Annotated in this window: 10 protein-coding genes; 6 read left to right on the top strand and 4 right to left on the bottom strand. The window is 73.5% G+C overall.

Features of this window, described 5'->3' with window-relative positions:
* Together kdpB (ACIP64_RS16635) and ACIP64_RS16630 are read right to left on the bottom strand one after the other, a co-directional pair.
* Positions 1 to 2,160 carry a potassium-transporting ATPase subunit KdpB gene (kdpB, locus tag ACIP64_RS16635; protein ID WP_401586675.1) on the bottom strand — a complete coding sequence of 720 codons (2,160 nt, stop codon included), beginning with the start codon at positions 2,158 to 2,160 and terminating at the stop codon, positions 1 to 3.
* A gap of 127 nt (positions 2,161 to 2,287) precedes the next feature.
* Entirely contained in the window at positions 2,288 to 2,695 is a 408-nt protein-coding gene (locus tag ACIP64_RS16630) for an SAV_915 family protein (RefSeq protein WP_401586672.1), read from the bottom strand.
* Positions 2,696 to 2,935: 240 nt separating this feature from the next.
* Here ACIP64_RS16630 and ACIP64_RS16625 point away from each other — a divergent pair, with 240 nt between their 5' ends.
* A complete protein-coding gene (locus ACIP64_RS16625) occupies positions 2,936 to 3,478 on the top strand; it encodes a universal stress protein (RefSeq protein WP_401586669.1) in 543 nt (180 codons plus the stop codon).
* Here ACIP64_RS16625 and ACIP64_RS16620 read toward each other — a convergent pair.
* Positions 3,468 to 5,039 carry a Na+/H+ antiporter gene (locus ACIP64_RS16620; protein WP_401586666.1) on the bottom strand — a complete coding sequence of 524 codons (1,572 nt, stop codon included), beginning with the start codon at positions 5,037 to 5,039 and terminating at the stop codon, positions 3,468 to 3,470. The two genes, ACIP64_RS16625 and ACIP64_RS16620, sit on opposite strands and share 11 nt — an antisense overlap.
* A gap of 486 nt (positions 5,040 to 5,525) precedes the next feature.
* Here ACIP64_RS16620 and ACIP64_RS16615 point away from each other — a divergent pair, with 486 nt between their 5' ends.
* Together ACIP64_RS16615 and ACIP64_RS16610 are read left to right on the top strand one after the other, a co-directional pair.
* Complete coding sequence (locus ACIP64_RS16615) at positions 5,526 to 7,463, top strand: amino acid transporter (RefSeq protein WP_401586663.1); 1,938 nt, start codon at positions 5,526 to 5,528, stop codon at positions 7,461 to 7,463.
* A 99-nt stretch (positions 7,464 to 7,562) separates the two neighbouring features.
* A complete protein-coding gene (locus ACIP64_RS16610; RefSeq protein WP_401586661.1) occupies positions 7,563 to 8,075 on the top strand; it encodes a hypothetical protein in 513 nt (170 codons plus the stop codon).
* A gap of 16 nt (positions 8,076 to 8,091) precedes the next feature.
* Here the strand turns inward: ACIP64_RS16610 and kdpB (ACIP64_RS16605) are convergent, their stop codons facing one another.
* On the bottom strand, positions 8,092 to 10,248 hold the full coding sequence (gene kdpB, locus ACIP64_RS16605; protein ID WP_401586659.1) for a potassium-transporting ATPase subunit KdpB: 2,157 nt from the start codon (positions 10,246 to 10,248) through the stop codon (positions 8,092 to 8,094).
* A 417-nt stretch (positions 10,249 to 10,665) separates the two neighbouring features.
* Between kdpB (ACIP64_RS16605) and ACIP64_RS16600 the strand changes: the two genes are divergently transcribed.
* From ACIP64_RS16600 to ACIP64_RS16590, 3 genes are all read left to right on the top strand, one after another.
* Complete coding sequence (locus ACIP64_RS16600) at positions 10,666 to 11,475, top strand: SDR family NAD(P)-dependent oxidoreductase (RefSeq protein WP_401586656.1); 810 nt, start codon at positions 10,666 to 10,668, stop codon at positions 11,473 to 11,475.
* A 30-nt stretch (positions 11,476 to 11,505) separates the two neighbouring features.
* On the top strand, positions 11,506 to 11,583 hold the full coding sequence (locus ACIP64_RS16595) for a 50S ribosomal protein bL37 (protein WP_401587313.1): 78 nt from the start codon (positions 11,506 to 11,508) through the stop codon (positions 11,581 to 11,583).
* Between the two features lie 179 nt (positions 11,584 to 11,762).
* A complete protein-coding gene (locus ACIP64_RS16590; RefSeq protein ID WP_401586653.1) occupies positions 11,763 to 12,530 on the top strand; it encodes a GNAT family N-acetyltransferase in 768 nt (255 codons plus the stop codon).
* Positions 12,531 to 12,541 lie beyond the last annotated feature (11 nt).

The raw sequence follows: 12,541 nt of genomic DNA, 5'->3' as shown, positions 1-12,541 counted from the left end.
TCAGATCCCGGGGACGAACTGGACGAGGACGAGGTCGATCAACTTGATCGCGAGGAAGGGGACGACGACGCCGCCGAGGCCGTACACCCACAGGTTGCGGGTGAGCAGGGCGGACGCCGAGGACGGCCGGTAGCGCACGCCCCGCAGGGCGAGCGGGATCAGCGCGACGATCACGACGGCGTTGAAGACGACGGCGGACAGGATCGCGGAGCCCGGCGAGTGCAGCCGCATGATGTTGACGGCGTCGAGCGCGGGGTAGACCCCGACGAAGATGGCGGGGAGGATCGCGAAGTACTTGGCGATGTCGTTGGCGATCGAGAAGGCCGTCAGCGCCCCGCGGGTGATCAGGAGTTGCTTGCCGATCTCGACGATCTCCACGATCTTCGTGGGGTCGGAGTCGAGGTCGACCATGTTCCCGGCCTCCTTGGCGGCCGAGGTGCCGGTGTTCATGGCCACGCCGACATCGGCCTGCGCCAGCGCCGGGGCGTCGTTCGTCCCGTCACCGGTCATCGCGACCAGGTTGCCGCCCGCCTGCTCCCGCTTGATCAGGGCGAGTTTGTCCTCGGGGGTGGCCTCGGCGAGGAAGTCGTCGACGCCCGCCTCCTCGGCGATCGTGCGGGCGGTCACCGGGTTGTCGCCGGTGATCATGACGGTGCGGATGCCCATGCGCCGCATCTCGTCGAAGCGTTCGCGCAGTCCGGGCTTGACGACGTCCTTGAGGTGGATGACGCCGAGCACCCGGGCCGGGCCGTCGGACGTGCGCTCGGCCACGGCCAGCGGGGTGCCGCCGGAGGACGACACCTGCTCGACGTAGACGTCCAGGCCGGCCGGCACCGTGCCGCCGTTCTCGCGGACCCAGCCGGCGATCGCGGACGCGGCGCCCTTGCGCAACTGCCGCCCGCCCCCGGGCAGGTCCACCCCGGACATGCGGGTGACGGCGCTGAAGGGCACCCACGCGGCCTCGGGCAGCTCGAGTTCGTCGGCGCGGTGGTGGCTCAGCTCGAAGTGCTCGCGGGCGTGGGCGACGATCGACCGGCCCTCGGGGGTCTCGTCGGCGAGGCTGGACAGCAGGGCGGCCTGCGCGAGTCGCTCCGGCTCGACGCCGCCGATCGACAGGAACCCGCCGGCCCGCCGGTTGCCGTAGGTAATGGTGCCGGTCTTGTCGAGCAGCAGGGTGTTGACGTCGCCCGCCGCTTCCACGGCGCGGCCCGACGAGGCGAGGACGTTGCGCTGCACGAGCCGGTCCATGCCCGCGATGCCGATCGCCGAGAGCAGGGCCCCGATGGTGGTCGGGATGAGGCAGACCAGCAGGGAGACCAGGACGATGCCGGTGACGCCGTCGGCGGTCAGCGCGGTGCTGTCGGGGGCGGCGCCCGTGATGCCCTTGGAGAAGATCGCCATGGGCTGGAGGGTGACGACGGCGATCAGGAAGACGAAGGTCAGCATGACCAGGAGCAGGTTCAGGGCCAGCTCGTTGGGGGTCTTCTGCCGGTTGGCGCCCTCGACGAGGGCGATCATCCGGTCCAGGAAGCCGGCGCCGGGATCCTGGGTGATGCGGACGACGATGCGGTCCGAGAGCACCTTGGTCCCGGCCGTGACGGCGCAGCGGTCGCCGCCGGACTCGCGGATGACGGGCGCGGACTCCCCCGTGATGGCGGACTCGTCGACACTGGCGACACCCTCGACGACGTCGCCGTCACCGGGTATCAGCTCGCCGGCCTCCACGACCACCATGTCACCGCGGCGCAGCGCGATCGCGGGGACGGTCCGCTCCCCCTTCTCCGTCAGCCGCCGGGCGGTGGTCTGCCGGCGGGTCCGGCGCAGCGAGTCCGCCTGCGCCTTGCCGCGGCTCTCGGCCACGGCCTCGGCGAGGTTGCCGAAGACGACGGTGAGCCAGAGCCACGCGGTGATCAGCCACGCGAACAGCGAGGAGTGGGCGATCGCGAGCCCGGTGGTCAGCGCCGCGCCGATCTCGGTGACGAACATGACCGGATTGCGGAAGAGCGTGACGGGGTTGAGCTTGCGCAGCGCCTCCGGCAGGGCGAGCCACAGCTGCCGGGGATCGAGCAGGCCCCCGCCGACACGGCGGTTCCGGCCGGGACCGGGTGTTTCGGCCTCGCCCTCCGGGGCCGGTGCGGCGAGGGTGGGGGCTGTGGTCATCTGAGGTGCTCCGGGAAACTGTGCGGTGGTGCGGAAAGGGTCGGGCACCTCCGGGCAGGGCAACGCGGGGACGGCACCTGCCCGGAGGGCGTAGGAGGGGCCCCTTGCGGGGCGGGCTGCGGACTCGTCAGCGGATCCACAGACACAGGGCGTCGACCAGGGCGAACGCACCGGTCACCCGCAGGACGCCCATCAGCTGGGAGCCGAACCGGTCGGACGACGCGTCGGGGTCGTCCTTGACGGCGGGGGCCGCGAACTGGGGGTCCACCGTGAGGGCGGTGACACCGAGCGGCCGGGCGAGCGAGCGCAGCGCGGGTTCCGACAGGCTGATCCATTCCTGTTCCGCGCCGAGGGTCGCGGAGAGGCGTTCCGGCGTGGTGAAGGCGACCGCTGTGCGATCGCCCAGCGGGGTGCGGAACATCCGCGTCACGCAGCCGGCGGGTCCCGGCCGGACGGGGACGCAGAGCATCCCGCGGTCTCCGGCCGGGTCGGGTTCGCAAGGCTCGGGGTCGTCCTCGGACGCGGGTTCGGTCATGGATTCCTCCAAGAGGGAAGACTGGGCCCCGGTCCGGGCACGTCGGGCCGGGGCGCAGCAGGACGCTAATCCCTGGCGCCGGGGGGCGGCGGCCCTCCCTGACGGGACGTTGACGGCGCGCGTCGATTTGTTGACGCCGCGGTCGCGGACGGGTCAGGGCTCCGTCAGGCCCGGGGGCGGCGGCGTCAGGATCGCGACAAGGACCGTTGCCCGCTCGCGGCACGGCGTTTGCATGGAGTCATGCGTGAGTCCCGCGAAGACCGTGTCGTCGTCGGTGTCAGCGGATCCCTGGGCAGCCTGGCGGCTCTCCACAGGGCCGTCGAGGAGGCACGCCGCCGGTCGGCGGCGCTGACGGTGGTGATCGCCTGGGAGACCGTCGGTGTCGACCTCGGTTCCGGCCGGCCGCCGTCGCCGCCCCTGCTCGACCGCTGGCACTCCCTCGCGCGGCGGCAGTTGTTCGCCGCCTTGGACACCGCCTTCGGCGGCAGCATCCCCCTGGACCCGCAGCTGCGCCCGGTCATCGCGCTGGGCATGCCCGGCCCCACCCTGGTCAGGGTGGCCGACCAGGAGTCCGACCTGCTGGTGGTGGGCACGGGCTCGCACGGCCTGCTGCGCCGCCTGCTGTCGCCGTCGGTGGCCCGGCACTGCCTGGACCACGCCCGCTGCCCCGTGCTCGCCGTACCGCCGCCGCCCCTGATGTCGGAACTCGTCGAGGCCGAGCGCCGCGGAGGACGCGCACGCCTCGGCCTCGGACGCGGGCCGCACGACTCCTTCATGCCCTGAGCCCGGCCTCCTCCAGGTCCAGGGACCGCTGGACGGCGCGCTGGGTGGCGTCGCTGACCTCACCGGCCTCGTACAGCCGCCGCAGTTCCCCGGTCTGCACGCCGATCAGCGCCCGGCGCAGGTCCCGGTGGGCGGCCACGGCCTCGGCGAAGGCGGCGGCGCGGCCCGACCCCGGGCTCTCGTCCCCCTCGTCGAGTCCGGCCTCCAGATGGCGGCGCAACTGGACCACGGCGGACGCCGGCGCGGCTTCGAGGTCGTGCAGCTGGTCGAGGTAGCGCAGGCCCGCGCGGGACAGCGCGTCGCGGGTCCTGGCCTCCTCGCGGGCGGTGTGCTCCGGTTCGAGGGCGATGCCCGAGCGCCGGACGACCGCGGCGAGGGTGAATCCCTGGACGACGACGGTCAGGACCACCACGCCCGTCGTCAGGGTGAGCACGAGCGAGCGGTGCGGCAGCGGCGCGCCGCCGGCCGTCACCAGGGGCACCGACAGGGCTGCGGCCAGCGGCATGACCCCGCGGGTGCCGGCCCACGAGGTCACCAGCGGCACCCGCCAGGAGACGGGGCCGTCCTTGCGGCGGTGCTGCATGACGGCCGACAGCGGGAAGACCCAGACGAGCCGCAGGAGGACGACCGTGGCAGCCACCGCGAACACGCCCACGACCAGCGGCAGGCCGCGCTCCGACGGATCGAGCTCGCGCACGAGCGTGGGCAGTTGGAGGCCGATGAGCGCGAAGACGGCGTTCTCCAGGAGGAAGACGACGGTGGCGTACACGGCGTGGATCTGCAGCCGTATCGGCGCGTTCGTGATCCGGTGCCCGGTGCTGCCCAGCACCACGCCCGCCAGGACGACCGCGGTGACCCCGGAGGTGTGCAGGTCCTCGGCGAGCACGTAGACGCCGTACGGCGTGACCAGGGAGACGACGGTCTCCAGCACCGGGTCCTCGGTGCGCCGGCGCAGGAGCGTGACGAGTCCGGCGACGGCGGCCCCGACCAGCGCGCCGCCACCGCCCAGTTCGAGGAAGCGGCCCGCGGCCGCGGGCGTCAGCAGCGAGCCCGAGGCGACCGCGGCACCGATGGCGACCTTGAACAGCACCAGGCTCGTGGCGTCGTTGAACAGGCTCTCGGACTGGACCAGCACCTTCACCCGGTTCGGCAGGGACAGCCGGCGCCCGAGGGCCGTCACGGCGACGGGGTCGGTGCTGGCCAGTACGGCGCCCAGCACCAGCGCCATCGGTCCGCCGAGCGGGGTCACGGCCGCCGCGACGGCGGCCACGGCCGCGGCCGAGGTGACCACGAGTCCGAAGGCCAGGACCGTGACCGGGCGCCACACGCGGCGCAGTTCCCGCCAGGAGATCTCCTCGGCGGAGGCGTACAGCAGCGGGGGCAGGACGACGACGCTGATCGCCTCGGGCGCGACGTGCACCGCGGGCACCCACGGCAGCAGGCCGACCAGCAGCCCGGCCACGACGAGGAGGGAGGGAGCCGGGACCCGCCAGTGCCTGGCGCCGGTCGCCACGGTGGTCGCCAGGGCCACGAGCAGGAGGACGGCGGTCAGGACGGTCATGTGAGGGTCCCCAGGGAAAGAGATGGTACGGCTGCTGCGCATGTCTTCGCCGACCAGACTTCCCGGCACTCCACGGGAGAATCTACCCGGTTCCGGCAACGGTCGGGGAGCCGGGGGGAGGCAGGGCGTTAAGAACGCGTCAGGATTGCGCGTCAGCCGTATGGAGCCCGTCAACGGCGGACCCGCTCCGGCGGGCGGGACCCTACTGTTCCGCGGCCCGTCACCGGCTCGCCGCGACGTGCTCCCCCGCCGGCCCCGACTCCCGTCCCGACCTGGGGAATTGATCATCGGGTGGGCCGCCCCGGCCCCCGCGGCGCCGCCCCCGGCACGCCCCGGCCGCGGGGCACGGGAGCGGCCGCGGCGGTGCCCCGCCGCCCTCGCGCGGCCGTGGCGTGCGCCGACGGCCCCGGCCGGGCTGCGTACGCTGACGTGGCCGTCCGCCGACGGCGGATTCTTGACTGTTGTCGACGGGAGTGCAACGTGGCCATGTCCGCTCATCCGAGTCGGCTGCGCGCGTGGATGCTGGAGGGCCTGTCCGACATGGCCCGGCACCAGCAGGGCGGGCAGCCGGTACCCGAGAGCGCCCACCGCGGGCAGCGGTGGTGGCGGGTCATGTGCCTGACGGGTGTGGACTACTTCTCCACCCTGGGCTACCAGCCGGGCATCGCGGCGCTGGCCGCCGGCCTGCTGTCGCCCGTCGCCACGATCGTCCTGGTGGTCGTGACGCTCGCGGGCGCGCTGCCGGTGTACCGGCGGGTCGCGGAAGAGAGTCCGCGCGGTGAGGGCTCGATCGCGATGCTGGAGCGGCTGCTGTCGTTCTGGCAGGGCAAGCTCTTCGTGCTGACGCTGCTGGGCTTCGCGGCCACGGACTTCCTGATCACGATCACGCTGTCGGCGGCCGACGCCTCCACCCACCTGGTGGAGAACCCGCATCTGACCAGCGTGCTGCACGGCCACGAGATGATCATCACGCTGTTCCTGGTGGCCCTGCTCGGCGCGGTGTTCCTCAAGGGCTTCCTGGAAGCGATCGGCGTCGCCGTGGCCCTGGTCGGGCTCTACCTCGCGCTGAACGTGGTGGTGGTCGTCGTCGGGCTGTGGCACGTGGCGACCGCGTCGCACGTCGTCACCGACTGGTCCAGCGCCCTGACCGCGGAGCACGGCAACGTGCTGGCGATGGTCGGCGTGGCCCTGCTGGTCTTCCCCAAGCTGGCGCTCGGCCTGTCCGGCTTCGAGACCGGCGTGGCGGTCATGCCCCACGTGCAGGGCGACGACAGCGACACCGAGGAGAAGCCCGCCGGGCGGATCCGCGGGACGAAGAAACTGCTGACCACGGCCGCGGTCGTCATGAGCTGCTTCCTCATCGCCACCAGCTTCATCACCACGCTCCTCATCCCCGCCAAGGAGTTCGAGTCCGGCGGGCAGGCCAACGGCCGCGCCCTGGCGTACCTGGCGCACGAGTACCTGGGCAATGCCTTCGGCACCGTCTACGACGTCTCCACCATCTGCATCCTGTGGTTCGCCGGCGCCTCGGCCATGGCGGGCCTGCTCAACCTCATGCCGCGCTACCTGCCCCGCTACGGCATGGCCCCGCACTGGGCGCGCGCCGTGCGGCCGATGGTGCTGGTCTTCACGCTGGTGGCGTTCCTGGTCACCTGGATCTTCGACGCGGACGTCGACGCCCAGGGCGGCGCGTACGCGACCGGTGTGCTGGTGCTGATCAGCTCCGCGGCGATCGCGGTGACCATCGCGGCCCGCAAGGCCCACCAGCGCGGCTGGACCATCGGCTTCGCCGTGATCTCGGCCATCTTCCTCTACACCACCGTCGTCAACGTCATCGAGCGCCCGGACGGTGTGAAGATCGGTGCCTGCTTCATCGCCGGCATCATCCTCATCTCCCTGCTGTCGAGGCTGGCCCGCGCCTTCGAACTCCGCGTCACCAGCGTGACGCTGGACGACATGGCCCAGCGCTTCGTCCGCGACATGTCGCACCGCAGGATCCGCTTCATCGCCAACGAGCCGGACCGCCGGGACATGGCGGAGTACCGCGCCAAGATCCAGCAGATCCGCGCCGACAACGACATCCCGGCGGAGGACGACTTCGTCTTCGTCGAGGTCACGGTCTCCGACCCGTCGGAGTTCGAGTCCGGCCTCACCGTGCGCGGCGACGTGCTGCACGGCCGCTACCGGGTGCTCACGCTGGAGTCCTCGTCCATCCCCAACGCGCTGGCCGCCCTGCTCCTGCACGTGCGGGACGCCAGCGGGCAGCGTCCGCACATCTACTTCGAGTGGACCGAGGGCACTCCCTTCGCGAACTTCCTGCGCTTCTTCCTCTTCGGGCAGGGCGAGGTGGCCCCGGTCACCCGCGAGGTGCTGCGCGAGGCGGAACCGGACCGGACCCGCCGCCCGCGCGTGCACGTCGGCTGATCCGCCGGCCGTCAAGGCCGCGCCAGGATCGCGCGGCGGGCCGTCAGGGGCGCGTCAGCCGCCGGCCGTGCGGAAGGGGCCGCTCCTACGGTCGGCGGCATGACACGGACCGCCTCCGGCCACACCGACCGCCGCTGGGCCGGGCACGCCCGGTTCGCGGCGCTCTGCGCGCTCGGCTTCCTCGCGCTCGCCCTGGCCCTCGACGCGGCCGCGGGCACCCTCGGCGCGGCCCGCGCCGGGCTCTGGGCGGTTTTGGCGGTCCTGGTGCTGGCGGTGCTGGTGCCGCCGCGCGTGACGGCGGGCGACGGCTGGCTCTCCGTGCGCCGCTCGCTGCGCACCCGCACGGTCCGCACCGATGCCCTGGTGGCGGTACGGCAGCACCAGGGGCCCGCGGCGCACCTGCTGCTGTACGACGCCTCGGGCCGCTGTGTGGAGGTCGATCCGCGGACGCTGGCCGCCGACCCCCTGCTGTGGCACCTGCTGGAGGCCGGCGCCCACCGCTCCCGCGACCGCGGCGTGCTGCGGCACGGTTCCCGGGTGCTGGCGCACCTCGGCGACGGCGTCGACGGGCCCGCGGCCCGGGCGGTGTTCCGCGTGTCGGGGCTGGTCTGACGGACCGCTCGCGAGCTCAGCCGAGGCCCGGCACGAACTGGACGACGGCCATGTCGATGAGCTTGATGCCGAGGAACGGCAGCACGAGCCCGCCCAGTCCGTACACCAGCAGGTTGCGCCGCAGCAGTTCGGCCGCCGACGACGGCGTGTAGCGGACTCCGCGCAGGGCCAGCGGGATCAGCGCCACGATGATGAGGGCGTTGAAGACGATCGCCGAGGTGATCGCCGACGTGGGGCTGTGCAGGCGCATGATGTTCAGTGCCCCGAGCCCCGGATGGGCGCCGGCGAACATCGCGGGGATGATCGCGAAGTACTTCGCCACGTCGTTGACGATGGAGAACGTCGTCAGCGCGCCGCGGGTGATCAGCAGCTGCTTCCCGACCTCCACGATCTCGATCAGCTTCGTCGGGTTGGAGTCCAGGTCCACCATGTTCCCGGCCTCCTTGGCAGCCGAGGTACCGGTGTTCATCGCCACGCCGACGTCCGCCTGGGCCAGCGCCGGCGCGTCGTTGGTGCCGTCACCGGTCATCGCAACCAGGTTGCCGGCGGCCTGCTCCCGCCTGATCAGGGCGAGTTTGTCCTCGGGGGTGGCCTCGGCGAGGAAGTCGTCGACCCCGGCCTCGTCCGCGATCGCGCGGGCGGTCAGCGGGTTGTCACCGGTGACCATCACCGTGCGGATGCCCATCCGCCGCAGTTCGGCGAAGCGTTCGCGGATGCCGTTCTTCACCACGTCCTTGAGGTGGATCACCCCGAGGACCTGGGCCTGGTCCCCGTCGTCGAGGGCGACCAGGAGCGGGGTGCCGCCCGAGGCGCCGATGCGGTCCACGATCGGATCCACCTCCGCGGGCACCAGACCACCGCGGGCGGTGACCCACGCCGCCACGGTCGCCGCGGCGCCCTTGCGCACGGCGACTCCGGCACCGTCCTCCCAGCGCAGGTCGACCCCGCTCATCCGGCTGCGGGCGGAGAACGGCACGAAGCGGGTCTGCCCCAGCTCGCCCGGGGCGGGGGCGCGCAGCCCGTAGCGCTCCTTGGCCAGGACGACGACCGAGCGGCCTTCCGGGGTCTCGTCGGCGAGGCTGGACACCTGGGCGGCCTGCGCGAGTTGCAGGTCGTCGACCCCGGGCAGCGGGACGAAGGCGGTGGCCCGGCGGTTGCCGAAGGTGATGGTGCCGGTCTTGTCCAGCAGCAGGGTCGACACGTCGCCCGCCGCCTCGACGGCGCGCCCGGACATCGCCAGCACATTGCGCTGCACGAGCCGGTCCATGCCCGCGATGCCGATCGCCGACAGCAGCGCCCCGATCGTGGTGGGGATCAGCGTGACCAGCAGCGCCACCAGGACGACCGTGTCCTGGGCGGCGCCGGCGTAGGCGGCCATCGGCTCCAGGGAGACGACGACGAGGACGAAGACGACCGTCAGCGACGCCAGCAGGATGTTCAGGGCGATCTCGTTGGGCGTCTTCTGCCGGGAGGCGCCCTCGACCAGGGCGATCATCCGGTCCAGGAAGGTCCTGCCGGGGCGCGAGGTGATACGGACGACGATGCGGTCCGACAGCACCTTCGTCCCGCCGGTCACCCCGGAGCGGTCGCCGCCCGCCTCACGGACGACCGGGGCCGACTCCCCCGTGATCGCCGACTCGTCGACGGCCGCGATGCCCTCCACCACCTCCCCGTCACCGGGGATGGTCTGCCCGGCCTCCACGGCCACCACGTCGAACCGCCGCAGCTCGCCGGCCGGGACCGCCTCTTCGGTGAACTCCCTTCCGTACGGCCGCCAGCCGCGCAACCGCCGGGCCACGGTGCCGGTCCGGGCCCGGCGCAGGCTCTCGGCCTGGGCCTTGCCGCGGCCCTCCGCCACGGCCTCGGCGAGGTTGGCGAAGACGACCGTCAGCCACAGCCAGCCGGTGATCACCCAGGCGAAGACGCTCGGGTGCAGCAGTGCCGACAGGGTCGTGAGCGCCGCGCCGGCCTCGACGACGAAGAGCACCGGTTTGCGGACCATGCCGCGCGGGTGGAGCTTGCGCACCGCCTCCGGGAAGGCCGTCCACAGCTGCCGGGGGTCGAGCAGTCCCGCCGCCACCTTGCGGCGTCTGCCGGACCTCCTGCCGGGGCGTGGCGGCTGAGGGGCGGTGCGGTCTGTCCCGGGGGCGTGGGCGGGGGCCGGCGGCTGCATGGACGAGGGCCTTCCGAAGGTGCGGGAGTTGGGGGGGGTACGCACGCCAGCAGATCGCGACCGCGGGGCCCGGCGGACGTCCCTGACAGGACCTTTGCGCCCGCGGCTCGGCTTTATGACGGCGCCTTGACGGCACCTCAGGCCGCGCCGTCAGGACCGTGTCAGGAACGGGCGGCGGATCTTGCCTGCCACGGCGGCGGGCGGTGGGATGAAGGGGTGAACAGCGGTCGGCGCCATGACGACCGGCCACCCCATCGGGTGCCGCCGGTTCCGCGCGCTGTTCTCCTGCCGGCTCCCTGACGAGCCGGTGTCCCGCGGCCATGCCTGACGGCCGCATTCCTTCGCGTACGGCGCGCGCCCCCACGACCCGTGGCCAGGGCGCGCGCCGACGCGTCGTTCCCCGGAGGGATCCCACCCATGTCCGTATCCGCCCTGTCCGCCGTCCCCCCGAGGACCGCCCTGGTCACGGGGGCGACCTCAGGCATCGGGTGGGAGACCGCCCGCCTGCTCGCCGAACGGGGGCGCACGGTCATCGTCCACGGCCCCGACACCGAGTCCGCCCACCACGCCGTGGAGCGCCTGGTGGCGGCCGGCGCCGACCGGGCCCGACTGCGCCTGGCCGTCGCGGACTTCCGCCGGCTGACGCAGGTCAGGGCGTTGGCCTCCGAACTGTCGGCCACCCATCCCGTCCTGGACGTCCTGGTCAACAACGCGGCGGTCGCGGCCCCCGAGGAGCACACGGTCACCGAGGACGGCAACGAGGTCTCCTTCCAGGTCAACTTCCTGGCCGCGTACCTGCTCACGCGGGAGCTGCGCGGCCCGCTGACGGCGCGTCCGGGCAGCCGGGTCGTCAACGTCTCCTCCACCACGTACCGGTCGGCCTCCCTCGCCTGGAACGACCTCAACCGGGCCCGCCGCTACTCCCGTTACGCCGCGTACGCGCAGTCCCAGCTGGCCCTCACCGTGTTCGCCGGTGCGGCGGCGCCCGCGGGCTGCACTGTGGTCAGCGTCGACCCGGGCACCTGCTCGACAGCCCTGCTGCCGCTGTACGCGCACGAGGGCGAGCCGCCGGCCGAGGGCGCCGCCCGCGTGGTGCGGCTCTGCGACCCGCGGACCCCGCTGGTCCCCGGTGCCCACTACGACGCGGACGGCCCGTCCACCGCCGGCCACGGGGAACGCACCGCGCGCCGCCTGTGCAAGGCCGCCGACCTGCTCGTCACCGCCTGAAAGCCCGTCACCACCACAAGGAGGAAACCGGTGTCCAAGCGCGCCCGCAAGAAGAGGGCCCGTCGCAAGAAGGGAGCCAACCACGGCAAGAAGGCCAACCAGGGCTGAAACCCCCCGCGGCGGTGCGGACCTCCGGACGATCCGGTGGTCCGCACCGCCGTCGGCATGAGGCACCCGGCAGGTCGTGGAGCGACGCGGCGCGGCCCGCGGCGCGTCAGGCGCCCGGCCCGGCCGGCGATACCCGAACGCCGGAGCGCCCCGGGCCGGCACACCGAAGAGAGGCGAGCATGATCGAGTACACAGGACTCCCGGTCCCCGGGGGCTGGTTCCCGGCGGACGTTCCCGGGCCCGTCGGCCTCGCGGAGCACGTGCGCGCCACCGGGCACGGCCGGTGGTGGGCGGACCGGGCCGTCGCGCCACGGGTGGTCGCCGTGGCCTGTGCCGGCCACGTCCTGCTGGACGGCGACCCGCGCCACACCGATCCGCGGGCCCTGGCCCCGCTGGGTGACAGCTACGTCCTGGCCCGGCCGGGGTTCCTGCCGCTCCTCGGGGCGGCGTTCGACCGTGTCGTGCCCTGGGAGCGCATGATCTGGCTGCGGTCGCACCCGGTGCCGCGCCGCCGCCTTCCCGCTGACGTGGTGGTGCGCCGGCTGACGGCGGCCGACGGCCCGGCGCTGGCCGCACTGGGCCCGGACCCCGCCTGGGTCGCGGCCAGTTGGGGCGGGCCCGCCGCGCTCGCCGGCTCCGGTCACTGCTGGGGCGCCTTCCGCGGCGGCCGTCCGGTCTCGCTCGCCTGCACGTACTTCCTCGGCGCCGCGTACGAGGACATCGCCGTGCTGACACTGCCGGGCCACCGCCGCGAGGGTCTGGCGCTCGCCTGTCTCGCGGGCCTGAGCGCGGACGTGGCCGCCCGCGGGCGCGTTCCCAGCTGGACCTGCTCGCGCGACAACCGGCCGAGCCGGCTGCTGGCCTGGGCGGCGGGCTTCCGGCTGTTCGGGGAGTACGTCCACTTCGCGGTGGGCCGCCCCGCCCGGCACGTCGGCCGGGCGGGGTGACGCCGCCGGCG

The organism is Streptomyces sp. NPDC088733 (genome assembly GCF_044751185.1).
GTDB lineage: Bacteria > Actinomycetota > Actinomycetes > Streptomycetales > Streptomycetaceae > Actinacidiphila.
Note: the sequence above shows the minus strand (reverse complement) of the source record. Positions and strands in the feature narration are given on the sequence as shown.